Raw genomic sequence first — 26,873 nt, forward strand, 5'->3', positions numbered from 1 at the left:
AACTCGCCATGTGCTGGGGCGTGCCCGGGGCGCAGGGGGCTGAGCGCGAACACGAGGGGGGGCGCCATGCCCGAGTACTCTCCTGACCCGGCGGTACAGCGGCGCCGCCTCCGCAGCGAGCTGCGTAAGGCTCGGGAGGCGGCGGGAAAGACGCAGAAGGCCGTCGCGGAGGAGATGGACTGGTCGCCGTCGAAGCTGATTCGGATCGAGACGGGCCTGGTCAACATAAGCACGAACGACCTGAGGGCTCTCCTGCAGAGCTATGACGTCTCCGCTGACCGGATCCCCGGCCTCATCGAGACCGCGAAGGCCGCGCGGGAGCAGACTCCCTGGAATGCCTACCGGGGTGTGGCGTCGCCGGAGCTCATCGCCTTCCTGGGCTACGAATCGTCCGCGTCGATCATCCGATACTTCGAACCGGTGCTGGTCCCCGGACTGCTCCAGACCGAGGAGTACGCCAGAGTCGTCATCTCGACCATTCTGGAGCAGCCGCCGGAGTCACAGGACGTGAACGACCTCGTGGAGCTCCGCGTGGACCGTCAGGAGCGGGTCCTGCACGGTGGCTCACCGCCTGAATGCCACTTCCTGCTGGACGAGCCCGTGATTCTGCGCGCGGTCGGCGGCAAGGACGTCATGCGCAGGCAGCTCCGTCACCTGAGAGAGCAGATGGAGCAGTCGAACATAACTGTCCGCGTCGTTCCCCTTTCCTATGGCCTATACGAGCACGTGCGCGTCCCGTATACCCTGCTTGAGTTCCCGGACCCAGCCGACGAGGACGTGCTGTACCTGGAAGACGCTGTAGACGAGCTCATTGTTCGAGAGAACTCGTTGGACGAGACAACCAAGATCACACCGATTACTCCCGCGCACTATCTCCAGCACTTCTGGGAGTTTGAGCAGGAGATAGACAAGGCTAGTGCGCCGGCCGCCATCGAACGGGCGATTGCTCTCTTTGAATGACTGGTCTGCCAGTGTCTGAAGGGCTTCCTCGCGTAACGGCTGCTCACACGCTGCGGTACCACTGACTGCCGTAGCCCTCGGCGATAACTAGCCGACTGCGCGGCGCCCAGCTGCCACATGGCAGACGGCCCTGATACGGCGGTTTCTCGCTGCTCGGAGGTCTGGGCAAGCGGGCCTTTCCGGGGCGTGACGACGCGGCCTCGATGCCCGGGAGCGGACAGAGACCACACCGTGCACCGTGGTACACGGGGTGGTCTCTGCCTGCGCTACTCTTGACCGGTCGAGCGGGCCGAAGCTGGTTACGGGCTGCCGACCTGCAAGATCAATTAATAATTGCAACCCATATGACCTGGGCCAACGTCGACCCATGCACAGGTGGCTGGCGGGTCCTTAAAATCGGGATAAGGACAGATTGGCATGGATGCGCGAGAAACTGCGTCGGAGGGGGCCGGGGCAAACCCCCTTCTTGCGTGGCGGAAAAGTTCGGCGAGCGGGTCGGGTGGTTGCGTCGAGGTAGCTGCCACCGCGAGCGAGATCTTCATCCGAGACTCGAAGAACCGCTCCGGGGCAGTTCTTCGGTTCACCAACGTCGAATGGCTGGCATTTCTGGCCGGTGTTCGCGGGGGCGAGTTCGACCTCGGGCTAGCGCCCTAGAGAGCCGGACTTGACGGTATGAGCGTCGCCAGCGCCTGTTTGTGTCTACGAGCTACGAGCTACGAGCCGGGAGGACCGGCCTCGCGGCCCGCGCGCCTCATCCGAATCAGGTAGCTGATCCGATCCTCGTCGGTGACTCTGTAATAGCTGAGAAGCGCCTTGAGGTCCGTGGTGGAGATGCCGACTTCCCCTTTCTCGATCCGATAGATCTTGGACTCGGACCAGTCCATTTCGTCGGCGACCTCGCGCTGCGTGCGCCCCGCTTGTCTCCGCTCCTCGCGCAGCTCGTGTGGTAACGGCGTTCTAACACTAGTCGAGGTCCTGTTCGCGGCCACGCTAGCTATCCTTTCAAACAGACGGCTAATATCCGTAGGTGGGGGTCTTCTGGAGGTCGGACCCCCACCTACGGGGCTTACGGGCTGGATATCCGCTACCTCATGGCACCGAGCAGTGCCACGGCCGAAGCCGGGCCTCCGTGGATCACTGCTGTCACTGTAACGGCTATTACAATGACGTCACCGCAGAGGCTCAGGTTCTTTGGCAAATCGCGAACCGCCCTCCTCGCGAGCCTTGTCGCCTGTCTCGGAATCTGCACTTTCTACTCACCTCCTCTCAATGCGAGACTATCCCTGGGATCCCCCGCGTACTACCCGCTGATGGGGTGCCCCGGACAGACGCACATTGCGACGACATCGATAGGCGGGCGCCGTTGCGGGATATTCCAGGTGGATGCCGCTCGCTTTACAAGCGTCCACTCGGACGGGTCGCAGGCGGGCGACGCGCCGTCGGTCGTGTGCCCCGACGGGTGACGGCGGTGCACACGGTGGCGCAACGCCACTTGGCGGTACGCCATCTGCAGGTGCATGATGTGTCTGCTGGATATCCGCTGTTCTTGGTGACAAGCAGCGTCGGCTCCGCCCTTAGCGGCTACTAGCGGCGGGCCAAGGAGGGTGTCCTCAAGACCTTGAAGGTCTTGAGGACACCCTCCTGCTTTCGGGCGGTTTACGCAGTCAGGCCCCGCCTGAGCGACGCCCCCGAGGGCCCGCTGCCGGCCCGTGACCAGCGGCATCGCGGCCGATCGTGGCGGCGTTGGGCTCGGCGCGACGGCCGCGGCCACGCCACCGGCACCGCCGCGGCCAACGGGGGCCGCCTCGACGGACCGGCGTAGCTCGGCGGTCGGACCTACGTTGGGTGGGGTTAGCTGCATCACGCCACGCGCTCCGACTAACGTGGCGTCTGTACTGGTCTCGCCTCTGGGGGGACGTCCCCGTCGGGAGTTTTGTCCGTGAAGCGTGCTCGGATGCTGGGTGCCGTGGTCGGGCTGGTCGCACTGGCGGTAGCCGGGTGTACCAGTCACGCTGGTGCGGCCGCGCAGGTCGACGACAAGACGATCGGCACGGATACCGTGCGTGGCATCGTCGACCGCGGCATGTCCGCGTACACCGCCTTCGCCGCCGCGCATCCCGACGCCGCGTCGCAGCAGACCCCGGTCACCCGGGACGACCTGCAGCGCCGGACGCTGGGCAACCTCGTCGAGTACCAGCTCGACCTGACCGAGGCGCGCAAGCGTGGCATCACGCTCAGCCCGCAGGAGGCCGACGCCTACTACCAGTCGTACGCGATCTTCGGGTCCGGTAGCGTCGCCGCCTTCGAGCAGGCCGGAGCCTCCGCCGGGTTCGCGCCCGAGGACCTGCGGACGATCATCCGGACGTACGCGCTGGAGTCCAAGATCGAGGACGCGATCGCGCCCGACCTGGTCGCGTCGAGCGCCGACGTCACGTCGGCCTACACCAGCGCGCTCACCCAGTTCGGCGTGAAGTCCCTGCCGCTCAGCCTCACCGAGGCCAGCCCGTTCCTGGCCCGCCAGTTGATGAACCAGCAGCGGGACGCGAAGCTGCGGCCGATCCTGGCCCAGACCGCCCGCACCGACCACGTCTCGGTGAACCCGCGGTTCGGCGTGTGGAGCGCGGACGACATCTCGGTGCTCGCGGCCGACGGCTCGATCGCGACGAAGGGGACGCCGGTGCCGGAACTTAACCTGGCTTCGTGACACCTCTGGTAACGCTGCTCGAGACCAGCGCCCGGGTCGCCCCCGGGCTGCTCACCGCCGACGCCTGGGACCTGGTTCGCCGGGTCCCGGTCTGCTGCGCCGATCCCGCGCATCCCCAGCTCGCCGCGCTGCGCTCCGCGGGAGTCGACGTCACGGTGCTCGCCGAGCTGGCCGAGGTGCCGTGGTCGGACGAGCCCGGCGGGTGCCCGCTCGGGCCGGTCCGGTCCGTAGCCACGGCGGCCGGCGCGTCCGAGGTCGTGTGGCTGCCGGAGCCGGCGGGTGCCTGGCCCGGCCCGACGGCCGCCGTCGACGCGCACCTGCGTGCCCACGCGACCGGCGAGCCGCGGGACGGGGTCCGCCTGCTCGCCGGCACCCACGACCTGCCCGGGGCGCGGCTGCTGGACGTCGTCGCCGTGATGGACCGGCTTCGGTCGCCCGGTGGCTGCCCGTGGGACGCCGAGCAGACCCACCTCTCGCTCGCCCCGTACCTGCTGGAGGAGGCGTACGAGGCGTACCAGGCGCTGGAGGACGCGAACCCGGCCGACCTGCGTGAGGAGCTCGGAGACGTCCTGATGCAGGTCGTCTTCCACGCTCGCGTCGCCGAGGACGCCACCGACGGTCCCGTCGACGCGGGCGGCGGCCGGTTCGACGTCGACGAGGTGGCGGCCGGGCTCGCGAGCAAGCTGGTCCGCCGTCACCCGCACGTGTTCGGCGACGTCGACGTGGCCGGGGCCGACGAGGTGGTCACCAACTGGGAGGCCATCAAGAAGGCGGAGAAGGGCCGGCGTTCGGTCACCGAGGGGGTGCCGCTGACCCAGCCGGCGCTCTCGCTCGCCGCCAAGCTGCAGAAGCGCGCCCGCAAGGCCGGCCTGCCCGCCGACCTGGTCGTCACGGCGGCGCCGAATCCGGCAGGGGCCACCCGGGGCCCCGGGGCGCCACCGGCGGACGCGGACCTGGCCGCCGTCGTCGCGTCCTACGCGGGAGCCGACAAGCTGGACGAGCACGGCGTCGGTGAGCTCCTGTTCGCGGTCGTCGCGCTGGCCGCGGCGGCCGGCGTCGATCCCGAGGTCGCCCTCCGAGCCCGGGCCCGCGCCTTCCGGGACCTGCTGTCCGCCGCCGAGGAGTCGGCCCACACGGACGGCGTCGAGCCGGCCGAGCAGGACGCGGCCGGCTGGCGGACCCGGTGGAGCCCCGCCGGCTCCTGACCGGTGCCCAGCCGGCGAGACCGCCGGACCCGTCGTCACCGTCGGTTGCGATTTGGTTGGGTTTCCGATGTGCCCGGCTGGGCGAGTCGGGGTGGTCATAGCCTCGGGTCCATGGAGACGACGCCTCGTCACGCGCTGGCCGAGATCCGTGCGTTGGCCGCGCGGCGGAACGCCCCGCTGATCCTCGAACTGGACCTGACCACCGACCCGGTCGAGGGGATCGTCGACGACCCGCTCACCGCGCGGTTCGGCCGACGGCGCCAGACCCTGCGCGAGATCGTCGACGGCCTGCGCCGCGCCGCGCTCGACCCCAGGACCCGGGTGCTGGTCGCGCACGTCGCGAGCTGCGGGATGCCGATCGCCCGGGTGCAGGAGATCCGCGACGCGGTCGGTGAGTTCCGGGCCGCCGGGAAGTTCGCGATCGCCTACGCGGACACGTTCGGCGAGTTCGGCGGCGGCACCGTTCCCTACTACCTGGCCTGCGCGTTCGACCAGATCTGGCTCGCCCCGCCCGGGGACCTCGGGCTCACCGGCGTCGCCAGCCACACCCCGTTCCTGCGCGACGCCCTCGACCGGCTCGGCGTCGCGGCCGAACTGGGCGCCCGGCACGAGTACAAGAACGCCGTCAACACGTTCGTCGAGCGAGGCTTCACCGCCGAGCACCTGGAGGCGACGACCCGGGTGGTGGAGTCGTCCGCTGACGAGATCATCGCGGGCATCGTGGCCGGCCGAAGGCTGCCCGCCGACCGGGTGCGCCGGCTGGTTGATGCCGGGCCGCTGTCGGCCCAGGTGGCGCTGCGGACCGGCCTGGTCGACCGGCTTGGCTACCGGGACGAGGTCTACGCCGCCGTCCGGCGCCGCGCCGCGGCCAGCGACCCGACCGGAGCCCTGCCGGAGCTCCCCGGCCCGGCCGCGGGCGGCGCGCGTGATTTCGGCGAGATGGCGCAGCCCAAGCCGGCCCCAACGGGCGCCGGGCCCGCGGACCCGGCAGCGGGCGACGGCCCTGCCGCCGCGATCCGGGCGGTTCCGGCCGCCCCGGCCGCCCCGGCCGCCCCGGCCGCCCCGACAGCCCCGACAGCCCCGACAGCGCCAGCCGCCCCGGCCGCCGGTTCGGCCGATCTCGGCATCGTGACGGCGGCCTCCGCCGGAGCCGACGCCGGCCAGCCGTCCACGGGGGCGGACCCCAGCGCCGGCCCGGCGGGTACCGACCAGGCGGAGGCACCCGCCGCCGAGCCAGCTCCAGCCGCCGCCGAGCCGACCGCGGGCGCCGCGGTTCCCACCGCCACCGAAGTCCCCACCGCGCCCCCGGCCGCCGCGGCCGCCCAGGCCGCCCTGGATCGGCGGGCGGCGCCGGTGCCCCTGTACCTGGGCGCCTACCGCAGGTCCGCCGCCCGTAAGGAGGCGTCCCCGCTGCGGCGGGCGGCCCGCTCGTCCGGCGCCGCCGTCGCGTCGCTGCTGGGCCCGGACCGGCGCGAGACGCGTCGCGCCGCGGCCGGCCCGGCTCCGACCGGCCTCGGGGACCTGGACGAGGCCGTCGCCGTCCCGGCCGACCGCGACCCCGACACCGCCGCCGTCGCGCTCATCCACGGCACCGGGCCGGTGGTACTGCGCCGTACCGGGCCGCCCGTCGGTGGGTCGGTGCTGGCGGCCGACGCGGTGTGCGCGGCCTTCCGGGCGGCGGCCAAGGACCCGGACATCGCCGCCGCGGTCTTCCGGGTCGACAGCCCCGGCGGCTCCTACGTCGCGTCCGACCTGGTGCGCCGGGAGGTGGAGCGGTTCCGGGCGACCGGCAGGCCGGTCATCGTCTCGATGGGCGCGGTCGCAGCCTCGGGTGGCTACTTCGTCGCGCTCGCGGCGGACACGATCGTCGCCAACCCCTCGACGCTGACCGGCTCCATCGGCGTCTACGGCGGCAAGCAGGTGATCAGCGGGCTGCTGGACAAGCTCGGGGTGGCGATCGGGGAGGTCGCCCAGGGCGAGCACGCGCTGATGATGTCGGCCCGCCGGCCGTTCAGCCCCGGCGAGCGGGCCAAGCTGGACGAGTTCCTCGACCGGGTCTACGCCGACTTCGTCGGCAAGGTCGCGACCTCCCGCGCGATGCCGCTGGAACGGGCGGACGAGCTGGCCCGGGGCCGGGTCTGGACCGGGGCCGACGCCCACCGGCACGGGCTGGTCGACGAGCTCGGCGGCCTGGAACGCTCGCTGCGGCTGGCCTGGACCGCCGCCGGGCTGCCGGGCACCCGGCCGTCACGGATACGGCTCCTGCCGCACCGCTCCCTGGTCGACCACGTCCGGCCGGCGCGGTCGAGCGAGGACACCGCCGCCGCCTTCGGGGACGGATCCGGTGCGAGCCTGGTCGGCGACCTGGTCGGCGCGGCGCTGGGGCGGGCGGGACGGTCCGCGGGCGGCTCGCTCGTGGCCGGCGGGATGGACGCGGCGCTGGCCGGCGCGCTGGAGGCGCTGGCCGGCGGCTGGGCAGGCGTCCTGTCCGGCGGGCACGCCGGAGGCTGGGGCCCGCTCGCGGGGCTCGCGGCCCGCGCCGGACTGCCCGCCGCCGGACCGCTCCTGATGCCGCCGATCGGCCCGGTCGGCTAGCCCGACAGGGCCCGCCCAGGCCGGCTTCCGCTGTGGCGTCGGCGGTGTTTCGGCGTGTGCTGGTCCCGTGCGCGCCGGGACGGCGATAGTCTCCCCCCGGCCGGATTCGTCCGGACCTCGTAGCTTGTCCCGTCCGAGCTGGCCCACCCCGGCCGCCGACCCGCGTCGGCTTCCGGCGGGCCGCCTGCCGACCCGGGGGCGACCCCCGACGTCGAGCGTCGCTCGACCGCCACGTCCACCTGGAGGGAACCGTGCCGTCCATCGAGGCTGTAGCGGCCCGCGAGATCCTCGACTCGCGTGGCAACCCGACCGTCGAGGTCGAGGTCATGCTCGACGACGGTACCGAGGGCCGCGCTGCGGTCCCCAGCGGCGCGAGCACCGGTGCGTTCGAGGCCGTGGAGCTCCGCGACGGCGACGACCGCTACGGCGGCAAGGGCGTCACCAAGGCCGTCGAGGCCGTCATCGACCGGATCGGTCCCGCGCTGATCGACCTGGCGCTCGACGCCACCGAGCAGCGCCTCATCGACGCCACGATGATCGATCTGGACGGCACCCCGGACAAGTCGGGCCTCGGCGCGAACGCCATCCTCGGCGTCAGCCTCGCCGTCGCGAAGGCCGCGGCCGCCTCCAGCGGCCTGCCGCTGTTCCGCTACCTCGGCGGCCCGAGCGCGCACCTGCTGCCGGTGCCGATGATGAACATCCTCAACGGCGGCGCGCACGCGGACTCCAACGTCGACATCCAGGAGTTCATGATCGCTCCGATCGGCGCGAGCACCTTCGCCGAGTCGGTGCGCTGGGGCGCCGAGGTCTACCACTCGCTCAAGAGCGTGCTGAAGGGCCGGGGCCTCGCCACCGGCGTCGGCGACGAGGGCGGCTTCGCCCCGAGCCTGCCGGCGAACCGGGAGGCGCTCGACCTGATCGCCGAGGCGATCCAGAAGGCCGGGTTCACGCTCGGCGACGACATCGCGCTCGCCCTGGACGTCGCGTCGACCGAGTTCTTCGCCGACGGCTCCTACACCTTCGAAGGCGCGAGCAAGAGCGCCGCCGAGCTGATCGACTACTACGCCGACCTGGTGGCCTCGTACCCGATCGTCTCGATCGAGGACCCGCTGGCCGAGGACGACTGGGACGGCTGGGTGGAGATCACCACGCGACTTGGCTCGAAGGTCCAGATCGTCGGCGACGACCTGTTCGTCACCAACCCGGAGCGCCTCGCCCGGGGCATCGCGGCCGGTGCCGCCAACGCGCTGCTCGTGAAGGTCAACCAGATCGGCACGCTGACCGAGACGCTGGACGCCGTCACGCTGGCGCACCGGTCCGGCTACAAGGCGATGATGTCGCACCGGTCCGGCGAGACCGAGGACACGACGATCGCCGACCTCGCGGTGGCCGTCGACTGTGGGCAGATCAAGACCGGCGCCCCGGCCCGCAGCGAGCGGGTCGCGAAGTACAACCAGCTGCTGCGGATCGAGGAGGAACTCGACGCGGCCGCGCGCTACGCCGGGGCGAGCGCCTTCCCGCGGCGGGCGGCCGGCTGAGGCCCGCCGGCCCGGGCTGATCTCGCCATGCCGCGCCTGCCCCGGCGGACCACGCTCACGACCCGAGCCACCCTGCTCGCGGTGGTGATCTGCGTGCTCGTGCTGACGCTCGCCTACCCGCTGCGCCTCTACCTCCAGCAACAGGCGGAGAACGCCGCGCTGGCCAAGCAGAACGCGGCGGCGCAGGCACGCGTCGACGCGCTGAAGGCCGAGGTCGGCAAGTACGGCGACGACGCCTGGGTCCAGGACGAGGCGCGGCGCCGGCTGCACTACGTCCTGCCCGGGGAGAAGACCTACGTCATGCCCGTCGCGCCGTCGCCGAGCCCGGCGGCGGGCAACGGGCGTGGCCGGTCCCGCCCGGACGAGGCCTGGTACAGCCAGCTCTGGTCGCAGACGGTCCCGTAGCTCGACGGTCGGCGGGGGCGGTCGGCCCGCCTCGTCGCGGACCGGGGCACGCGGGCAGGTCGATAGACTCGGCCGTCGGTCTGGATTTCTCGGCTGGGGGCGGTGCGGGTGGCGGGCGGCGATGCCGCGGCGGAGACGGCGGCTCCCGAAGGCCCGGCGCCTGACGGTCGGGCGCCTGACGGTCCGCCGGCGGACGGCCTCACGTCGGCGGACGAGGACCGGGCCGCGGACCTCGCCGTCGTCGAACGCCAGCTCGGCCGCCGGCCGCGGGCGGTGCTGCGGGTCGCGCACCGCTGCGCGTGCGGGCTGCCGGACGTCGTCGAGACGGCGCCCCGGCTCGAGGACGGCACGCCGTTCCCGACGCTGTACTACCTCACCTGCCCGCGAGCGAGCTCCGCCGTGGCCCGGCTGGAGAGCTCGGGCCTGATGCGGGAGATGACCGCCCGGCTCGGCACCGAGCCGGAGCTCGCCGCCGCCTACCGGTCCGCCCACGAGGACTACCTCGCCCGGCGGGACTCCCTCGGCGGCCCGCTGCCCGGCGACCCGGGCGCGGGCGGGATGCCGGACCGGGTCAAGTGCCTGCACGTGCTGGTCGCGCACAGCCTCGCCTCCGGGCCGGGCGTCAACCCGTTCGGCGACGAGGCCATCGCCGCGGCCGGCGACTGGGCCGCCCGCGGCCGCTGCGTCCCCGACGAGCCTCCCGGCGACCTGCCCCGCGACCCGAGAGGAGCACGCGCATGAGCCGCGTGGCCGCCATCGACTGCGGCACCAACTCGATCCGGCTGCTGGTCGCCGACATCGCGCCGGGCCCGTCCGCCGGCGCGGCCGGCAACGGCGCCGGCGGCCCGAAGCTCGTCGAGCTGACCCGCCGGATGGAGATCGTCCGGCTCGGTGCCGGCGTGGACCGGACCGGAGCGCTCGCCCCCGAGGCGCTGGACCGCACCTTCACCGCACTGCGCGACTACGCCGCCGAGATCGAGCGGCTCGGCGCCACCAGGGTCCGGATGGTCGCCACCAGCGCCACCCGGGACGCCAGCAACCGCGCCGAGCTGGTCGACGGCGTCCGCGCGATCCTCGGCGTCGACCCCGAGGTGATCACCGGGGACGAGGAGGCGGCCCTGTCCTACGCGGGCGCCGCCGCCGAGCTGCCCGACGCGGCGACGCCGATCCTGGTCGCCGACATCGGTGGCGGGTCCACCGAGCTGGTGCTCGGCGACGCGACCGGCGTCCTGGCGGCCCGCTCGGTCAACATCGGGTGCGTCCGGATGGCCGAGCGGCACCTGCGCGCGGACCCCCCGGATCCGGCCGAGGCCGCGGCCATCGTCGCCGACGTGCAGGCCGCCCTGGATCTCGCCGAGGAGGTGGTCCCGCTGCGGCGGGCGGCCACCCTGGTCGGCGTCGCCGGCACCGTCACCACCGTCGCGGCTCTCGCCGCCGGGCTGCCCGAGTACGACTCCGAGCGCATCCACCTGCTCAGCACCCCGGCCGACGCGGTCGCGGAGGTCACCGAGAAGCTGCTCGCGATGACGCACGCCGAGCGGGCCGCGCTGCCGGTGATGCACCCCGGGCGGGTCGACGTCATCGCCGCGGGTGCCCTGGTCCTGCGCACCCTGGTCGAGCGTGTCGGCCTTCCCGCGGTGATCGCCAGCGAGCGCGACATTCTCGACGGCATCGCGTTCTCCCTGGCTCGATGACCGGGCGCGCCCCCGCCTCCGCGCGCGATCGGGATGCCTGACGACGAGCGGGGCCCGGTCGCGGCGGGGACGGGCTGGCCGGGGGACCCGGCGACCGCGACGACGCCGGTCGCGCTGACCGCCGGTGACGTCGTCGCGCTGGCGGGAGCGGCCGGCGGCGCGGACGAGCTCGACGCGTGCGCCTCGGTCTGCCGGGCCTGCCCGCGGCTCGTCGACTGGCGCGAGGAGGTGGCCCGGGTCCGGCGGGCCGCCTACGCGGGGGAGCGGTACTGGGGCCGGCCGATGCCGTCGTTCGGTCCGCCGGACGCGCGGGTGCTGGTGGTCGGCCTCGCGCCGGCCGCGCACGGCGGCAACCGGACCGGCCGGATCTTCACCGGCGACCGCAGTGGCGACTGGCTGTTCGCGGCGCTGTACCGGGTCGGTCTGGCCGCGTCGCCGACCTCGACGGCCGCCGGTGACGGCCAGCGGCTGCTCGACGCCCGGATCACGGCCGCGGTGCGTTGCGCGCCACCGGCGAACAAGCCGACCCCGGCCGAGCGGGACGTCTGCCGGCCCTGGCTGGTCCGCGAGCTGGAACTGCTGCGTCCTCGGCTGCGGGCGATCGTGGTGCTGGGCGGGTTCGCCTGGCAGGCGCTGTGGCCGGCGCTCGCCGACGCGGGCTTCGGGCTCCCGCCCCGGCGCCCGGCCTTCGGTCATGGCGCCCGCGTGGAGCTACCGGCGCTCGCCGGCGCGCCGGCCGGCCCGCTGCTGCTCGGCTGCTACCACCCGAGCCAGCAGAACACGTTCACCGGCCGGGTCACGGCGGCGATGCTCGAGGACGTCCTCGGCGCCGCGGCGCGGCACGCGGCCTCCGGCGGGGATCAGGATGCTTCGGCCCGAACCGTGCAATCCCGGTCATCAGCGCTCGACCCGACGGAAGGGTCGTAAGCGCGTGCTCACCGGCGCGTGACGGTCGGACGGCGCAAAAGGTTCCGGAAGGCGTCCGCCGGACCGACGAAATACCCCAAGGTCATATCGCAGCCGGGCCTAGGGTCCCGGGCGATCGTGGGCCAAATCACCGGTCACTAGTCTGGCTGGCCTTGACCCGCGCGGTGGGTGGATCGGGGTAAATGCGTATTCGTGGCCCACGTCACTCCGGTGTGGTCCGCCTCGCGGCGCATCGCCGCGTGCCCGCCGGGGATGTCGGGCGTACCAGCGTGTGGCCACGGGTACCGCCTTCCCATGGCAAATGGCCGGGCTCCTGACATCCGAGCAAGACCGGCTCCTGACCCCGGAGCAAGATCGGCTCCGCGCATCCTCGTCGTCGGTGGCGGTTACGTCGGGATGTACACGGCCCTCCGGCTGCGGCAGCGGCTGCGGCCCGGTGAGGCGACGTTGACCGTGGTGGAGCCCCACTCGTACATGACCTACCAGCCGTTCCTGCCGGAGGCGGCGGCCGGCAACCTGGAGCCTCGCCACGTCGTCGTCCCGCTGCGCAAGGTGCTCCGGGGGTGCGACGTGGTCAGCGGCCGGGTGACACGGGTCGCACACGCCGAGCGCACGGCGACCGTGCGCACCGTCGGCGGCGACGAGTACGACCTCGGCTACGACATTCTCGTGATGGCACCCGGGTCGGTGGCCCGGACACTTCCGATCCCGGGCCTGAGTGATCTCGGCGTGGGATTCAAGTCGGTTGCCGAAGCCATTTATCTGCGTAACAAGGTGATTGGCCACCTGGACGCGGCCGCGTCCACCCGGGATCCGGCCGAGCGTTCTCGCGCCCTTACCTTCGTATTCATCGGCGGCGGATATGCGGGAATAGAGGCCCTCGCCGAACTCGAGGACATGGCGCGCTACGCCTGCTCCTATTACCCCAACATCTGCCCGGACGACCTTCGCTGGGTCCTCGTCGAGGCGACCGGCCGCATTCTGCCCGAGGTCTCGCCGGCAATGGGCCTTTACACGGTGAAACAGCTGGAGCACCGCGGCATCGAGGTCAGGCTGAACACCCGGGTCACCAGCCTGCGGGACGGCCGGGTCGAGCTCGACGACGGTGCCGCGTTCGACGCCGACACCGTCGTCTGGACCGCCGGGGTGCGGGCCCATCCGATGCTCGCCCGCACTGATCTCCCGCTGGACGACAAGGGCCGGCTGCGGGCCAACCCCTTCCTGCAGGTCGACGGCGTCGAGGACGCCTGGACGGCAGGCGACTGTGCCGCCGTCCCCGACCTGTCCGGGCCGGCGGGCTCGTTCACCAGCCCGTCCGCGCAGCACGCGGTCCGCCAGGCTCGCCGGCTCGCCGAGAACCTGGTCGCCCACCTGCGCGACCGGCCGATCGAGCCGTACTGCCACCGGTACGCGGGCAGCGTCGCCTCGCTGGGCCTGCACCGCGGCGTCGCCGACGTCTACGGCATCAAGCTGCGCGGCTGGCCAGCCTGGTTCATGCACCGCACGTATCACCTCAGCAGACTGCCGACCTTCAACCGCAAGGCCCGGGTCCTGGCGGACTGGACGCTGGCGCTGTTCTTCAAACGTGAGACCGTCTCGCTCGGCTCGTTCGCCGACCCGCGCGCCGAGTTCCGCCGGGCGACCGCCAGCGAGCCAGCACCCCGCGTCGCGGCCGCCCGCCCGACGGCGGTCGGCCGGGCCGCCGCGGGGCCGATCGGGCCGGTCTGAGTGGCGGGCAGGCGGCTGCGCCGTCATGGGAACACCGACCCTGGGGCCCGCCCGCCCGCCGGGTGGTTTCGCGGCAGCGGTCGACCAGAAAGGCGCTGGGCCGGCGGAGCCGGGGCACCGTTGGCCGCCCATCCATGGCTTCGCCAAGGGGCTCCACACGGCCGGTCAATGGTTCGTCCGTCCGCCCGGGTCTTAGCCCACCGCGTCGGCGAGAGGAGGCCTGACTGTAATGATCACGCAACAAGCTATGACGGTCCGCGCTGATGTGTCCGCGCGTTGTTCACCTGTGCGTCACGAAGGGTGACGGGCGCGCTGTCCGTCCGACGCCCGCGTGATTTCTCCACGTTGTGTTATTCCCAGAACGTACGTAGCGTGGTAGAAATACCAGCGATGTAGGCGAGCCGGTGTATCCCAACAGGTAGAGGAGGCTGTCCTAAAAACAGCTCGAGTGTCGGTTCGACTCCGACCACCGGCACGCGATCGGGGTTCGCGGGTTCGTGAGCCTTGCGGCACGCCCCCGATCTCTTGCACCGCCTTCGTCTTTGCTCGTTCGTGCGCCTTGCCGGGCGTCGCTCGGCTCCTGAGTTGACATTGCCATCGCTTCGCGGGCCCACTCGTCGGCGGGCGCCTTCGCCTGCCGGGTCTCTTTACATTTCTTGACTCTGCGAACACGGGCCTTTATAAGGCGCCCGTCGCTTTTGGCTGCCGGATGCGTGGTGACGCGGTTTCACCAGCGTTCCCCGCGGCCTGCGGGCTGCCCTCAATCGTGCGTAGAGTGAGGATCTGGCTGCCCTGGGCGATCTGGTGCCGTTCTGTGGCGACCGCCATTCGGCCGGCCCCCCAGTCGGCGGGCCCGCGTTCAGGAAGGTCGTCCCTGTGCGGACGGTCCCCGGAGCCGCCCTCCGCTGCGCCGCCCACAACGGTCGTCCCGGCGCGATGATCGCCGTTTTCGCCTTCCGGTGGTCGTGAATCGGGCCTGGTCGCAACCGTTTGAGGGCCAAACTCGCGATCATGATCAAGGGATGGGGCAGGCGAGTCCTGGGGGGAGCGGCAGTTGTTCGGCGCCGTCCCGCCGTCGTCGGGGCGAGGCCTTCTGGGACGCGGCGGGACAGCTTGGGGCGGTTGGGGTTCGTGGAATCCGCGCCGACGATTATCGTGTCCAGTGGGTGCTGGGCGGGGCGGCTGCGGGCGCGTCGCGGGCGGCAGAGCGCCACCCGGCTGGCCAGCGCGAAGGGGAGCAACGATCCACATGGCGAGGACCCGATCGAGCAACCCGGTGTTCACCCACCTGCGGTCCGGGCCGCCGGCCTCCGACCAGCTCACCTGGCCGCCGTCCGCGCAGGGCACGCCGCCCGGAACGCCGACGCCTGAGGAACTGGCCCGGGCCTACCGGCAGCCGAGTTCGCTCACCATCGATGACGTCGTCATGCACACCCTCGGCCTGTTCGCCATCGCGGGCGTGGGCGGCGCCGTCGGCTGGTACCTCGTGGACAGCGCGCCCGGCCTGGTCTTCGGCGCGGGCATCGCCGCGTTCGTCCTGAGCCTCGTGATCCGGTTCACCGGCCGGATCAACCCCGCGCTGGTGGTCGTCTTCGGAGTCCTGTCCGGCCTCATGGCCGGCGGCGTGTCGAGGCTCTACGCGAACGACTACGCCGGGATCATCCCGCAGGCCATTCTGGGCACCGCGGTGATCTTCGTGACGATGCTGCTGGCCTACCGCAGCCGGCGCCTGCGCGCCACGCCCCGGATGGCCCGGATCGTCGGCAACGTCCTGCTGGCCGTCGTCATCATCAGCATCATCGACGTGGTGCTGCGCCTCACCACCGGCAGCCACCTGCCCGTCATCAACGACGCCACCCCGCTGGGCATCCTGTTCAGCGTCGTCGTCCTGGTGATCGCGAGCCTGCAGTTCATCCTCGACTTCGACGCCATCGAGCGGATGATCGCCGCGCGGGCGCCCCGGTCGGACGCCTGGGTGTGCGCCTACGGCCTGCTGATCGGCTTCATCTGGGTCTACCTGGAGATGCTGCGGCTGCTGTCGAAACTGCGCCGCTAGGCGCCAGGGCGCCGGCCGGTCGGCCAGCGGGGAGCCCGGTAGCGAATACCGGGCTCCCCGCTGGCCGTTCTCGCGTGCGGAGGCCTCAGACCTTGATCGCCCTGCGGCGGAGGTCTGCCTCGTGGACGAGGGCCGCGGCGTAGTTGTGCGGAAGGTTGTGCTCGTCGCGCAGCCAGTTCACGCGTTCCGCGAACCGCAACAGGCCTGGACCTTCCTCGACGCGCTGGAGCCAGTGGGCCAGATCATGGCCGGTGACCTTCGGAAGGCGGTCGATGAGACTTTCGTGGGTCTGCTGGGTCTGTACGGAGCGGAACTGAGACATGCGCGCCTCCTGGCTGAACCCGGCGTCAACGGACCATGAAGGGAGGGTGCATCACGACGAACGGTAGGGCAAGCCCCGGCGCCGTCCCCGTCAGGTAACCTGCCCGGATGTCGGAATCGGTGCCCGCACCCCTGAGCACACCCGGCTCCAATCTGACGAGCAAACCCGGCTCCGACATGACGAGCAAACCCGGCTCCGACCCGACGAGCAAACCCGGCTCCGGCCTGACGAGCAAACCCGGCTCCGGCCTCACCCGAGAGGTCAACCGGCTGCTCAACCGGCTGCGAAGCTGGAGCCCGGCCGCCTGGGACGTCGCGGCCGCGGCGGGCGGCACCCGCGCCCAGCGGACCGCTGCCCTGGCCCAGGATCTCGCCCGGCTCGGCCGGGACGCCGGATCGGGAGCGCCCGCCGGCCTGCGACCACCGGCGCTGGCGCCACATGGCCTCCCCGACCAGATCACCCTCCTCGCTGAGGAGCTTCTCGACCTGCTGGGACGCGTCGAACTCGCCCCGGCTCGGCAAGCGGCACTGCTGGCCGAGGCCCGCGAGGTGGTCACCGCTGCCCGGCTCGACCTGGAAGGCCCCGGCTTCGGCTTCGCGACCACCCCGCCGCGCTGACCGAGTCTCATCGGCAGGTGGATACCCGTTGCCCGGCCCCGCCACCCGCGCTACCCGGGGTCGGGCGGGACGACGGGCGCTACCTGGGATTCCCCGATGGCGGCGGGGTGAGGCGGAAGTCCGAGGCGAGCCTCGCTAGCACCGGAGCGGCGACGATCCTGGACCCGTCCAGCGTGTAGTGCACCCCGTCGCGGGTTCTGGCCAGGACGGACTGGCCGGCGGCATCCCGCAGGTAGTCGCTGTAGTGCCCGTGGTCGGACAGCTGGGCGCCCAGGTCGAGGAACGCGGTCCCGGGAACCTGGTGGACCGCGTCCGCGACCGCGCCGTTGAGCTGCTGGAAGTAGCCGTCCATCCGGCCGGACCGGGCCGGGGGCAGGCTCACCCAGTACACCCGGCGGTGCCCGCCGTCGGCCCAGATCCGGAGCACCACGAGGGCCCGGCGGCGGTACTCGTCGACCCAGCCAGGCGAACCGGCCGGCAGGACCTGGCCGTTCGGCATCGTGATGCCCTGGGCGTCGTTGGCACCGAGCGCGACGACGACGACCTCCGGGTCGCGGGTCGCGACCTGCTCGCGGGCGTGGCTGGCCCAGTCGAAGAAGTCCGGGCGCACCAGTCCGGTGCCGTAACGGGTGTCCGTCTGCGCGCGTACCGTCGCCGGCGCCGTGTTGGCGATCGTGGGACCAAGCGACTCGGTCAGCGAGTCGCCGGTGACCAGCACGCGCAGTGGGTCGGCGACCGTCGGCACCCGTGGCGCCGTGAGCGCGGGCGGGGCCGCGGTCGGCCCCGCGCCGGTCGCGGCCGCACCCGGAGACGTGCCGGGGCCGGCGGCGGGCGGCACGAGGCTCGCCGCGGTCGCCAGCTCGGAGGCCGCCGGATCGGCGCCCGTTCCCGGGATGGGATGCCCGAACAGCGCGCTCAGCCGCTCGTCGGGCCAGTCGAGCCCCACCGCCCGGGTGAAGCGGTCCAGTGGGCGGGCCAGCGCCAGGACGACGTCACGGGCCCGGCCCTGGTTCATGCCCTCGCCGGTGTGCACCGCCGCCGGCGCGCGCAGTAGCGCCACCGCCACGAGCGTCCCGGCGACCAGCACGAACGCCCGCCGCGCCGGCACCACCGCCATCGACGCGTTCCCGGCCGGTGCCGCCGTCGCGGTGGACGCCGGTCCGGCCGCGCCCGGCTGGCCAGGCGGTCCCGGCGCGGCCGGCGGCTGGTCCGGGTGGGGTGCCGCGTCGTCGGCCCGGAGGGCCAGGGCATCGGCTGCCCTGACCGCGGGGACCTCGTCCGCCTGGGTGTCCACGGCTCACGAGCCTGCCATGCGACTACGTATCGTGTGCATTAGCGACACGGATAGTTACTGTTCATCGTGCTAGATCTGGAACCGGAACTCGACCTAGAACCGGAAATAGATGAACGGCGCGACGTCCTGGTGCCCGACCGCCGCATACATGACCAGCAGGAACGCGACGACCGCGGCAACCTGGGCCGGCAACGGCAGCCGGTCGAAGGCCCCCTGCGCCGCCGCCCACCACCGGCCGGGCACGGCCGCGAGCCCGAGGCCGACCGCGATGGCGACGATGACCGTTGGCGTCACCAGGCCGGTCGCGACCCCGCCGGTCCCGAGCCGGCGCAGGATCTCGCCCGCGGTCGCCAGGTCGGGGGACCGGAACAGCACCCAGGCCGCGCAGACCAGATGAAAGGTGAGCAGTCGCCGGGCCCACCGCCCTGCGCCTCGCCGAGCCCCGCTCGTCCGCCGGGTCGGCACTTCGGACGCGGGACCGGACCCGCCTGCGCCGCCGACGAGCCCGGCCGCCGTCCCGCCGGGGGAGTACAGCGGTTCGAGCCCCTCGGTCGCCGCCGCTGGCCCCGGGGAGCCGGCCAGGCCCCGCGGGCCGGCCGGGGCCGGCAGTGGGCTGAGTTGTGCCGTGCGGGGCAGCGGGATGGCGACGGCGTGCGCGACGGCGACAGGTGGCTCGGGAGCCGGTGCCGACCCGGCCCGCCTGGCTCGGCGCCGGTCGAGCGAGCGTTCGGCGGCCAGGCCGGCGCCGTGCAGGGCGCCCCAGCAGACGAACGTCCAGGCGGCGCCGTGCCACAGGCCGCCGAGCACCATCGTGACCAGCAGGTTGAGCTGGGTCCGCCGCGGCCCGCGCCGACTGCCGCCGAGCGGGATGTAGACGTAGTCGCGCAGCCAGCGCGACAGCGTCACATGCCAGCGCCGCCAGAAGTCCTGCAGGCTGGTCGCCGCGTACGGCCGGTCGAAGTTGTCCGGGAACCGGAAGCCGAGCAGGAGCGCGATCCCGATCGCGATGTCCGAGTAGGCGGAGAAGTCGCAGTAGATCTGCACCGCATAGCCGTAGATCGCGACCAGCACCTCGACCGACGAGTGCTGCCCCGGGGTGTCGAAGACGGGGTCGACGAGCCGGCGGGCCAGCAGGTCCGCGAGGACCACCTTCTTGACCAGGCCGCCGCAGATCAGGAAGACGGCCCGGGTCGCCGGGACGGCGCGGCGGTCGCGGGGACTGGCCAGCTGCGGGATGAACTCCCGGGCCCGCACGATCGGCCCGGCGACCAGATGCGGGAAGAACGCCTCGTAGACCGCGAAGTCGATCAGCCTGGCCGGCTGGGTGTCACCGCGATAGACGTCTATGACGTACGACAACGCCTGGAAGGTGAAGAACGAGATCCCGATCGGCAGCGCGACCTGCAGCAGCGGCAGCGGGGCCGCGATCCCGAGGTCACCGAGCGTGCGGTCCACGGACAGCGCGAAGAACCCGTAGTACTTGAACCAACCGAGCAGGCCCAGGTCGGCCACGATCGCCGCGGCGAGCACGCCGGACCGGCCGGAGCGGCGGCGGGCGAGCGCGACGGCCGCCGCCTGGTTGATCAGTGTCGAGCTGGCCAGCAGCAGGACGAAGCGGATGTCCGTGTAGCCGTAGAAGAAGTAGCTCGCCGCGAGCATGAACGGCTTCCAGTACCCCGGCCGCGGCATGAGCAGCCAGGACGCGGCGAGCACGACCAGGAAGAAGGCGGCGAAGTCGATCGTCGGAAAGATCACGTGCCACCACCCTCGTCACTGTCTGTATTGAGCACACCTTACTCAAAGTGACGTCATGGATGCGTATGGCGCCCCGGGAGGCGGGTGCGGTGCCGATGGGTCCGGGCGTTGGTGCCCTCCGGTGTTCGTCCTCCCGAGCGTGGTCGGTAGCGTCGTCCCATGCCGCACAGTGGGGCGTACGGACTGATACTCGCGTTGCACGTTCTGGCCGCGATGCTGGTGATCGGCCCGCTGGTGTTCGGCGGGCTGTTCCTGCCCGCGCTGGCCTTCGTCGGGCTGCGCGCGCTACCGGTGCTGAAGCCCGCGCCCCTGCTGCTGCGAATCGCCGGGGCGGCGTCGCTCGGCGTCGTCGGCCTGGGGGCCGCGCTGGTGCACCGGGGGCCGTTCGGCAGCGTCCGAGGCTATTCCGACGGCTGGATCACCAGCTCGATCGCGCTCTGGGCGATCGCGACGCTCATCACCGTGACGATCCTGGCCGGTGGCGTCGCGACCGCCGTCGCGGAGATCGAGCAGACCGGCATGACCGCGCGGCACCGCCTGCCCTGGCTCGCCCTCGCGGGCGTGGTCAGCACGGCTTGCTGGATCGGGATCGTCTTCCTGATGGTCATCAAACCGGGCATGTAACCGGGCGCTGGTCGGGCGCGCGGCTCGCGTCACCGTCCTCACAGCTGGATGGCGTGCTGGTAGAGCTGGCGGATCGACGGGCCGAACGAGGTGCCGTAGATCGTGTTGGGGTCGGACGAGTAGGCGTAGCTGACCACCGCGTCGAGGGTGCCGGTGCCGTTGTGGAACCCGGACAGCCAGGCGCCGCCGCTGGCGCCCGCGGTCATCGGGCACGGCAGGCCGAGCGAGTGGCCGCCGCGCGGGTCCGGCGTGGTCGTGCCCGTGCAGGTCATCAGGGTCGCGCCGTCGAACGGCGGCAGCTTCGGGTAGCCGAGCACCGTCTGCGGTCCGGCGAGCGAGCCGGCCGTCGTCCCGTTGGTGAAGGCGATCGGGAACGCGCCGCCGACCACGTCCTGCAGGTTGCGGCCGCCGACCGGGCGGAACGTGGCGAAGCCGGCGTCCTCGTCGAAGGAGCGCTGGTAGCCCCAGCCGGCGGTGACGGTCAGCTGGCTGGCGTGCCAGACGCCGTAGGGCGCGGAACCGTTCGAGTAGCCGGGGATGAAGATGACGTTGGTCGCGAACGAGCCGGACAGGCCGCCGGAGTGCAGGCAGTGGCCGGCGGTCATCACCAGGTCATGGCCCGGGCTGTCCACCACCGAGCCGGAGCAGGCGTAGTCGCTGCCGTTGATCGTGGTGAACAGGGCGCCGTCGAGCCGGACCGCCGCGCCGCCGCCGGCGTACGGCGTCACCACGTCGTCCGCCAGCGGCTCACGCTCCAGCGCGGCCAGGGGCGCTCCTGCCGTGAGACCCACTCCTGGCGCCGTGCCGGCCGGCATCCCGGTTCCGACCGACTCCCCACCGGTGGTGCGGGTCAGCACGTTGGCGTCGATCGCGTTGACGAGGCGCGCCGGCGTCCAGTACCGGGCCAGCTCCTCGTCGCTCTGGGACTGGCGACGGGAGTCGATCGCCCCGCCGGTCGGCGGCTGGGTCGTCTCGGCCGGGGCTCCCGGGGCCAGCGTGGGCGTGGCGCTCGGCGTGGCCAGCAGGCTGAACAGCGCCGCGACCGCCGCGGCGAGCGTCCCGAGCAGCGTCAGCCGACGCCGCCGGTCGCCCCGGCCTGGGCGCTGCTGGGTCGGCCGCCGCGGACCGGGCCGCCCGCGGCCACGCCGCCGATCACTGGGGCGCCGATCACTGGGCCGCCGATGGCTGGGCCCGTCGCCCGCGCGGCGGGTCGGACGGCTGGGCTGGCTGGAATCGCGGCTGGGCCGGCGGCGCGGCCCGCGGTGCCGATGGGGACCCGGTCGTGGGTTCCCGGGCGCGCCTACGGCGCCTAGCCCGTCCCCGGCCCGCGAAGATCCCACCCCGATCTGTGAGGACATGAAAGCGGAAGGTAGCAGCGGCCCGCGGCGGCCCGCGGGTTTCCCGGGCCGGGCCAGCCCGGGCCACGAGGGGGCAACCGCCCGAAGCCTCCGCGGCCAGAAGTTCCGACACCGCAGGGCCTCACCCCCGTCGGGTGACGAGGGGCGCGGCTCTAACGGTTGACCCGCCGGCCGCCGCGGGCCCGCAGGTAGTCGTGGACCACGTACTGGCCGAGGGCGTTCGGGTCGGGAGACAGCACCCGCCCGCCGTTGCGCCGGGCCATCTCCTCGACGAACCGCACCAGCCGCGGCTCGGTGTCAAGCATGAAGACGTTGATCCCGACGCCGCGCCGGGTCAGCCGGTCGACCTCGGCGAGGGTGAGTTCCAGGGTCTCGGGCATCGGCGGCCAGGAGAAGGCCGCCGACCCGTCGCGCAGCAGATGGGCGGTCGGCTCGCCGTCGGTGACGACCATGATCACTGGCTCGGACTCCGGGTACTTGGACAGCAGCCGCCCGGCGATCAGCAGCGCGTGCTGCAGGTTCGTGCCCTGCACCATCTCCGAGTCCAGCCCGGCCAGCTCCACCGGCCGCAGCTCGCGGGCGTAGTCTGAGAAGCCGATCAGGTGGATCTTGTCCTGCGGGAACTTTGTCGTCACCAGCGTGTGCAGGGCCAGCGCGGTCGACTTCGCGATCCCCCACGTCCCGCGCAGCGCCATCGAGTAGGACAGGTCGACGAGCAGGCAGACCGCGGCCGACGTTCGCCGCTCCGTCTCGGAGACGGCGAAGTCCTCGACCTTCAGCTTGATCGACATACCCGGCCCGGGCGGCCCGGCCCGCAGCACCGCGTTGCGCACGGTTCGCACGACGTCCAGCGGCTGGGTGTCACCGAACTCCCAGGCGCGGGTCGTCCCGATCAGCTCGCCAGCGCCGCCTGCGTCGGTCTGGGCATGATCCCCACGGGCGCCGGAATGGAGCTGCCGGAAGATCCGCGCCAGCGCGGTCTGGCCGATCCGGCGCACGGCCCTCGGTGTCAGCTCCAGCCGCCCCGACTGCCGGGTCAGGAACCCGGCCCGCTCCAGCTCGCGCTCGATCTGCTGGAGCTGGCGCAGGTCGTCGACGGCCGAGCGGCCGAGCGCCGCCGTGATCGCGTCCGGGTCGACGTCGTCCAGCGAGGCACCCGGATAGTCCTGGCTCAGCGTGGCGGCCAGCTCGTCCAGCTCGGCGAGCTCCTCCAGCGCCGACGTCGCGTCGCCCAGGCCGAGGCCGCCCTCGCCGCCCCTCCCGTCACCGAAGCCGTTCGGCCGGCCGGACGGGCGCGCCCCCCAGTTCAGGTTCGGCCGGGCGGACCGCAGCGCCTCCCCGAGCTGGGCCAGCTCGTCGCCCAGGCCCAGGCTCTCGACGGCGGCCGCCATCAGCTCGGCCAGCTCCTGGCGCTGCTTGGGGGAGAGCCCGGCGAGCAGGCGGGCGGCGGCGGCCGAGCGCCGGGCCAGGGTGTCGATCAGCTCGTCGAGGCTTTCCGGCCCCTCGGGGAAGAACTCCCCGAACTGCTCCATGAACTCGTTGAACGCCTGGTCGGTGTCCTCGCCCCGGGCGTCCTTGGCGAGCAGTTCGTTGAGCGCGCCGACCATGTCGCGCACCCGGGCCATGTCCTCGGGCGTGGCGCCTTCGAGCGCCTGCTTCATGCCGCGGAACTGGGAGTCGAGCACCTCGCGGCGCAGCAGGTCGGCGATCTGCTCGTAGGTCTCCCTCGCCTGGGGCGAGCGCCAGTCGTAGTCGGCCAGCTCGCGCACCGCCCGCGACGCGTCGTTGGGCAACGCGTCCAGCTCCGCCTCGCGCATCCGGGCCTCGTCGGCCGGGTCGGGGAACAGCGCCGCCCGTTCCTGGCCGATGGCCGTGTCCAGCAGCCGGCGCACCTCCTGCAGGGTGCCGTCGAGCCGGCCCCGGGAACGCACCTCGCGGCGGCGCCGGTCGACGGCGCGGCGCAGGTCGTCGAGGCCACGCCGGCCGTTCATCCCGCGGCGCAGCAGCGAGTCCAGCGCCTCACGCGGGGTGCGGCCGTCCAGCACCTGGCGGGACATCTCGTCGAGGGCGTCGGTCGCCGCGAACGGGGACTCCAACGGGTCCGGCCCGCCCGCCCATGGCCCATACCGGAAGGAGCTGGTGCTCACCGTTGCATCCCGTGCCTCTGTGTCGATTGGGCCAGACGCGGGCCTGGTAGACGCGGCCGGACCCGGGCCTAGCCGCCGTAGACGGTCCTGCCTGGCAGTTCTTCCTTGGCGAGCCGGCGGTTGAGGTGCAGGCCCTCCATCGCCAGCTCCAGCGCCGCGGCCGCCAGGCCCGGCGACTCCGCGCCGTCCACCCCGAGCTTGGTGAGCATTCCGGCCAGGCCAGGAACCGGGCCGACCCGGCGCAGCAGCTCCGCCGCGGTCACCAGATCCCCGGTCTCCACCGGCCCTTCGCCGTCGAACCGCTTCTGCAGGCCGGCGAGGTCGGTGCCGGCCAGCCGGGCCCGGTACGTCTCGGCGATGGCGCGGCGCAGCAGGTGGGTGAGGATCTCGTCCTCCCGGCCCTCCTCCAGCGCCTCGAACTCGACCTTGCCGCGCACCGCCGGGACGATCGAGGCCAGGTCGACGACGCGGGCCGTCGGCACGTCCTCGCCGGTCAGCGCCGCCCGGCGGACCGCTGAGGCGGCCACCGTCTCGGCCGCCGCGACCGCGAGCCGGGCCGACACGCCCGAACGCTGGTCGACCTGGGGCGCGTCGCGGACCAGCCGGGTGAACCGCGCGACGATCTCGACCAGGTGGTCGGGCAGGACGGGCGAGCCCAGCGGCGAACCCGCCCAGGCCAGCACGGCCTCCTGCTTGATCAGCCGGAGCTCGTCGTCGAGGCGAAGCGGGTAGTGGGTGCGCACCTCGGCGCCGAACCGGTCCTTGAGCGGGGTGATGATCCGGCCCCGGTTGGTGTAGTCCTCCGGGTTCGCCGACGCGACGAGCAGCAGGTCCAGCGGCAGCCGCAGCAGGTAGCCGCGGACCTGGATGTCCCGTTCCTCCAGCACGTTGAGCAGTGCCACCTGGATCCGCTCGGCCAGGTCGGGAAGCTCGTTGACGCTGAAGACGCCACGGTTGCAGCGGGGGACCAGGCCGTAATGCACGGTCTCCGGGTCGCCCAGAGTGCGGCCCTCGGCGACCTTCACCGGGTCGACGTCGCCGATCAGGTCGCCGACGGACGTGTCCGGCGTCGCGAGCTTCTCGCCGAACCGTTCGTCGCGGTGCCGCCAGGCGACGGGCAGGTCCTCGCCGAGTTCGGCGAGCAGCGCCCGGCATCGGCCGCAGACCGGTGCGTACGGGTGGTCGTTGATCTCGCACCCGGCGACCGCGGGCGACCACTCGTCCAGCAGGCCGACGAGGGTCCGGATCAGTCGGGTCTTGCCCTGGCCGCGTTCGCCAAGGAAGACGATGTCGTGCCCGGCCAGCAGCGCGCGTTCGACCTGCGGCAGCACGGTGTCGTCGAAGCCGACGATCCCCGGGAACCGGTTCTCGCCGGCCGCCATGCGGGCCAGCAGGTTGTCGCGCAGCTCCGTGCGAACCGAGCGGTGCACGTGGCCGGTGGCGCGCAGCTCGCGCAGCGTGGTCGCGGCTGGCTGTCGCCCGGCCGGGTCGCCGGCCGCCGGCGCGAAGGCCTTCGGCACCGCGCTGGCCTGCGACGGGGATGCCGGCGTCGGGGTTGCCGGCGTCGGGGTTGGACGGGGCGGGACCGGCAGATCTACCACCCCTACGACGCTACCGCCCGCCTGCGCCCAGGCCGGCGTGGTTCGCAAAGTCGCCCCGACTTGCCCACCCACACGACCGGCCCCGCAGCCCTAAACCCCAGCACACACCAACAGCGGGACGTCACCATCCAAATTGGGAAACCACCACGACATGTGCGGCAACAGCTGCCCGTTCCGCCCGTTTCGGCGGGGGCCGAGGACCGCGACCGGCGGGCGGGCCGCCGGGTCCTCGGCGCGCGCGGGCGCTACCGGACGTACGGGACTGGTCGTGCGGAACTACAGGACGTACGGAGCCACCGAGACGATCTCCACCGAGGCGTTGCGGCCGTTCGGCAGGGTGTAGGTGACCTTGTCGCCGGCCTTGTGGCCGGTGACGGCACCGCCGAGCGGGGACGCGGGGGAGAAGACGTCGATCGGCGCGCTGTGGTCCTCGCGTGAGCCGATCAGGAACTTCTCGGTCTCTTTGTCACCCTGGAAGCGGACCTCGACGACCGTGCCAGGCCCGGCCACGCCGGTGCTGGCCGCGGCCTCGCCGACCTTGGCGTCGCGGAGCAGGTCGTTCAGCTGGCGGATGCGCGCCTCCTGCTTGCCCTGCTCCTCCTTGGCGGCGTGGTAGCCACCGTTCTCCTTGAGGTCACCCTCCTCCCGAGCGGCCTCGATCTTGTTGGCCAGCTCGGTGCGGCCGGTGGTCGTCAGGTAGTCGAGCTCGGAGCGAAGCCGGTCGTAAGCCTCCTGGGTGAGCCAGGTCTGCTGGGTCACGCGTCACGCTCCTCGTAGCAAAGCAAATAGTCAGGTTATCAGGACGATCTAGAATCTCGAAGACGACACGCGGTGCCCACGGCTGACGCGCGGGCCCTTCCGTCGCCGCCCTTGTCGGTGGTCGTCGGAAAGCCGCGCCGACCGCAGTCGCGCCGCGAACCTCCCGGATCGATGACCCCGTCTCCGACCCGGCAGGGACCCCGTCGGTCCCCTCCCCAGGTGCGGGGGTGGTGACACTGACGGTCATGCGGCGCCTGCCCTGTGTGGCAGGGTGGCGGCGTCGCCGGTGCACCGCACCGTGACCCTGTCGGCTGGGACCTCCCGGCCCGTCGGCTGGCCTTCCAGGCGCGCCGACCGACCTCACGACCCCGCCCGGACCTCACTGTCCAGGGACGCGTGCGCGGACGGTGCATTGTGCCACGGCGTTCGGTGACTTTTCCACATGGACCGTGAACTCGGCCACATCGCCGCGGGCCGACTCGCCACGCCGGTCCGGCGTGGCGCGGCCGACTCGCCAGGCAGAAGCCTGCCCGAGGTGGCATGACGTCCGCCACATGCGGCGGCGTCGGGGCCGGGCCGCCCTC

22 protein-coding genes and 1 tRNA gene are annotated in these 26,873 nt (G+C 72.7%); 15 read left to right on the forward strand and 8 right to left on the reverse strand.

Annotated features, from left to right (window positions below; all coding sequences use genetic code 11):
* The first annotated feature begins 66 nt into the window (after nt 1–66).
* Nucleotides 67–960, forward strand: a complete 894-nt coding sequence (locus tag FRAEUI1C_RS03215; RefSeq protein ID WP_013421846.1) for a helix-turn-helix domain-containing protein — start codon at nt 67–69, stop codon at nt 958–960.
* 417 nt (nt 961–1,377) lie between these two features.
* Complete coding sequence (locus FRAEUI1C_RS37350; RefSeq protein WP_013421847.1) at nt 1,378–1,614, forward strand: DUF397 domain-containing protein; 237 nt, start codon at nt 1,378–1,380, stop codon at nt 1,612–1,614.
* 59 nt (nt 1,615–1,673) lie between these two features.
* Here the strand turns inward: FRAEUI1C_RS37350 and FRAEUI1C_RS03220 are convergent, their stop codons facing one another.
* Nucleotides 1,674–1,949, reverse strand: coding sequence for a helix-turn-helix domain-containing protein (locus FRAEUI1C_RS03220; protein WP_013421848.1), 276 nt, complete (start codon nt 1,947–1,949; stop codon nt 1,674–1,676).
* A gap of 965 nt (nt 1,950–2,914) precedes the next feature.
* On the opposite strand from FRAEUI1C_RS03220, the gene FRAEUI1C_RS03225 reads away from it, so the two are divergent.
* From FRAEUI1C_RS03225 to FRAEUI1C_RS03275, 11 genes are all read left to right on the forward strand, one after another.
* On the forward strand, nt 2,915–3,664 hold the full coding sequence (locus tag FRAEUI1C_RS03225; protein ID WP_232425281.1) for a SurA N-terminal domain-containing protein: 750 nt from the start codon (nt 2,915–2,917) through the stop codon (nt 3,662–3,664).
* Entirely contained in the window at nt 3,661–4,869 is a 1,209-nt protein-coding gene (gene mazG / locus FRAEUI1C_RS03230; RefSeq protein ID WP_013421850.1) for a nucleoside triphosphate pyrophosphohydrolase, read from the forward strand. The genes FRAEUI1C_RS03225 and mazG overlap by 4 nt, the downstream gene beginning before the upstream one ends.
* A gap of 111 nt (nt 4,870–4,980) precedes the next feature.
* Nucleotides 4,981–7,464, forward strand: a complete 2,484-nt coding sequence (locus FRAEUI1C_RS03235; protein WP_013421851.1) for a S49 family peptidase — start codon at nt 4,981–4,983, stop codon at nt 7,462–7,464.
* A 251-nt stretch (nt 7,465–7,715) separates the two neighbouring features.
* Complete coding sequence (gene eno / locus FRAEUI1C_RS03240; RefSeq protein WP_013421852.1) at nt 7,716–9,002, forward strand: phosphopyruvate hydratase; 1,287 nt, start codon at nt 7,716–7,718, stop codon at nt 9,000–9,002.
* A gap of 27 nt (nt 9,003–9,029) precedes the next feature.
* Nucleotides 9,030–9,407 (forward strand): FtsB family cell division protein, encoded by a 378-nt coding sequence (locus tag FRAEUI1C_RS03245; RefSeq protein ID WP_013421853.1) that lies wholly within the window; start codon nt 9,030–9,032, stop codon nt 9,405–9,407.
* Nucleotides 9,408–9,515: 108 nt separating this feature from the next.
* The gene (locus tag FRAEUI1C_RS03250; protein ID WP_013421854.1) at nt 9,516–10,148 is read left to right on the forward strand and encodes a DUF501 domain-containing protein; all 633 of its coding nucleotides are present in this window, start codon (nt 9,516–9,518) and stop codon (nt 10,146–10,148) included.
* Nucleotides 10,145–11,101 (forward strand): Ppx/GppA phosphatase family protein, encoded by a 957-nt coding sequence (locus tag FRAEUI1C_RS03255; RefSeq protein WP_013421855.1) that lies wholly within the window; start codon nt 10,145–10,147, stop codon nt 11,099–11,101. The genes FRAEUI1C_RS03250 and FRAEUI1C_RS03255 overlap by 4 nt, the downstream gene beginning before the upstream one ends.
* 33 nt (nt 11,102–11,134) lie before the next feature.
* Entirely contained in the window at nt 11,135–12,028 is an 894-nt protein-coding gene (locus tag FRAEUI1C_RS03260) for a uracil-DNA glycosylase (protein WP_013421856.1), read from the forward strand.
* 396 nt (nt 12,029–12,424) lie between these two features.
* Nucleotides 12,425–13,756, forward strand: coding sequence for an NAD(P)/FAD-dependent oxidoreductase (locus FRAEUI1C_RS03265; protein ID WP_049806807.1), 1,332 nt, complete (start codon nt 12,425–12,427; stop codon nt 13,754–13,756).
* 400 nt (nt 13,757–14,156) lie between these two features.
* Nucleotides 14,157–14,231, forward strand: a tRNA-Leu gene (locus tag FRAEUI1C_RS03270).
* Between the two features lie 774 nt (nt 14,232–15,005).
* Complete coding sequence (locus FRAEUI1C_RS03275) at nt 15,006–15,812, forward strand: Bax inhibitor-1/YccA family protein (protein WP_013421858.1); 807 nt, start codon at nt 15,006–15,008, stop codon at nt 15,810–15,812.
* 85 nt (nt 15,813–15,897) lie between these two features.
* Here FRAEUI1C_RS03275 and FRAEUI1C_RS03280 read toward each other — a convergent pair whose 3' ends face one another.
* On the reverse strand, nt 15,898–16,134 hold the full coding sequence (locus tag FRAEUI1C_RS03280; protein WP_013421859.1) for a DUF4287 domain-containing protein: 237 nt from the start codon (nt 16,132–16,134) through the stop codon (nt 15,898–15,900).
* Nucleotides 16,135–16,241: 107 nt separating this feature from the next.
* Here FRAEUI1C_RS03280 and FRAEUI1C_RS03285 point away from each other — a divergent pair, with 107 nt between their 5' ends.
* Nucleotides 16,242–16,751, forward strand: a complete 510-nt coding sequence (locus FRAEUI1C_RS03285) for a hypothetical protein (protein WP_013421860.1) — start codon at nt 16,242–16,244, stop codon at nt 16,749–16,751.
* Nucleotides 16,752–16,830: 79 nt separating this feature from the next.
* Here the strand turns inward: FRAEUI1C_RS03285 and FRAEUI1C_RS03290 are convergent, their stop codons facing one another.
* A complete protein-coding gene (locus FRAEUI1C_RS03290) occupies nt 16,831–18,045 on the reverse strand; it encodes an SGNH/GDSL hydrolase family protein (protein WP_013421861.1) in 1,215 nt (404 codons plus the stop codon).
* Between the two features lie 93 nt (nt 18,046–18,138).
* Nucleotides 18,139–19,800 (reverse strand): MBOAT family O-acyltransferase, encoded by a 1,662-nt coding sequence (locus FRAEUI1C_RS03295; protein ID WP_013421862.1) that lies wholly within the window; start codon nt 19,798–19,800, stop codon nt 18,139–18,141.
* Between the two features lie 159 nt (nt 19,801–19,959).
* On the opposite strand from FRAEUI1C_RS03295, the gene FRAEUI1C_RS03300 reads away from it, so the two are divergent.
* Nucleotides 19,960–20,424 (forward strand): hypothetical protein, encoded by a 465-nt coding sequence (locus tag FRAEUI1C_RS03300; RefSeq protein ID WP_013421863.1) that lies wholly within the window; start codon nt 19,960–19,962, stop codon nt 20,422–20,424.
* A 38-nt stretch (nt 20,425–20,462) separates the two neighbouring features.
* Here the strand turns inward: FRAEUI1C_RS03300 and FRAEUI1C_RS35880 are convergent, their stop codons facing one another.
* The 4 genes from FRAEUI1C_RS35880 to greA form a co-directional block, all read right to left on the reverse strand.
* Nucleotides 20,463–21,782, reverse strand: coding sequence for a trypsin-like serine peptidase (locus tag FRAEUI1C_RS35880; protein WP_013421864.1), 1,320 nt, complete (start codon nt 21,780–21,782; stop codon nt 20,463–20,465).
* Nucleotides 21,783–21,934: 152 nt separating this feature from the next.
* Entirely contained in the window at nt 21,935–23,929 is a 1,995-nt protein-coding gene (locus tag FRAEUI1C_RS03310; protein ID WP_013421865.1) for a vWA domain-containing protein, read from the reverse strand.
* Between the two features lie 68 nt (nt 23,930–23,997).
* Nucleotides 23,998–25,449, reverse strand: coding sequence for a magnesium chelatase ATPase subunit I (locus FRAEUI1C_RS03315; protein WP_013421866.1), 1,452 nt, complete (start codon nt 25,447–25,449; stop codon nt 23,998–24,000).
* Nucleotides 25,450–25,806: 357 nt separating this feature from the next.
* Nucleotides 25,807–26,289, reverse strand: coding sequence for a transcription elongation factor GreA (gene greA / locus FRAEUI1C_RS03320; protein WP_013421867.1), 483 nt, complete (start codon nt 26,287–26,289; stop codon nt 25,807–25,809).
* Nucleotides 26,290–26,873: the final 584 nt, after the last annotated feature.

Origin of the sequence: Pseudofrankia inefficax, assembly GCF_000166135.1 — a bacterium.
Classification (GTDB): Bacteria; Actinomycetota; Actinomycetes; order Frankiales; family Frankiaceae; genus Pseudofrankia; species Pseudofrankia inefficax.

Excerpts from the sequence above, each read along its gene's own strand:
- FRAEUI1C_RS03215 (WP_013421846.1), top strand. The coding sequence starts at position 67 with ATGCCCGAGTACTCTCCTGACCCGGCGGTACAGCGGCGCCGCCTCCGC.
- FRAEUI1C_RS37350 (WP_013421847.1), top strand. The coding sequence starts at position 1,378 with ATGGATGCGCGAGAAACTGCGTCGGAGGGGGCCGGGGCAAACCCCCTT.
- FRAEUI1C_RS03225 (WP_232425281.1), top strand. The coding sequence starts at position 2,915 with ATGCTGGGTGCCGTGGTCGGGCTGGTCGCACTGGCGGTAGCCGGGTGT.
- FRAEUI1C_RS03235 (WP_013421851.1), top strand. The coding sequence starts at position 4,981 with ATGGAGACGACGCCTCGTCACGCGCTGGCCGAGATCCGTGCGTTGGCC.
- FRAEUI1C_RS03245 (WP_013421853.1), top strand. The coding sequence starts at position 9,030 with ATGCCGCGCCTGCCCCGGCGGACCACGCTCACGACCCGAGCCACCCTG.
- FRAEUI1C_RS03255 (WP_013421855.1), top strand. The coding sequence starts at position 10,145 with ATGAGCCGCGTGGCCGCCATCGACTGCGGCACCAACTCGATCCGGCTG.
- FRAEUI1C_RS03260 (WP_013421856.1), top strand. The coding sequence starts at position 11,135 with ATGCCTGACGACGAGCGGGGCCCGGTCGCGGCGGGGACGGGCTGGCCG.
- FRAEUI1C_RS03265 (WP_049806807.1), top strand. The coding sequence starts at position 12,425 with ATGTACACGGCCCTCCGGCTGCGGCAGCGGCTGCGGCCCGGTGAGGCG.
- FRAEUI1C_RS03275 (WP_013421858.1), top strand. The coding sequence starts at position 15,006 with ATGGCGAGGACCCGATCGAGCAACCCGGTGTTCACCCACCTGCGGTCC.
- FRAEUI1C_RS03280 (WP_013421859.1), bottom strand. The coding sequence starts at position 16,134 with ATGTCTCAGTTCCGCTCCGTACAGACCCAGCAGACCCACGAAAGTCTC.
- FRAEUI1C_RS03285 (WP_013421860.1), top strand. The coding sequence starts at position 16,242 with ATGTCGGAATCGGTGCCCGCACCCCTGAGCACACCCGGCTCCAATCTG.
- FRAEUI1C_RS03300 (WP_013421863.1), top strand. The coding sequence starts at position 19,960 with ATGCCGCACAGTGGGGCGTACGGACTGATACTCGCGTTGCACGTTCTG.
- FRAEUI1C_RS35880 (WP_013421864.1), bottom strand. The coding sequence starts at position 21,782 with ATGTCCTCACAGATCGGGGTGGGATCTTCGCGGGCCGGGGACGGGCTA.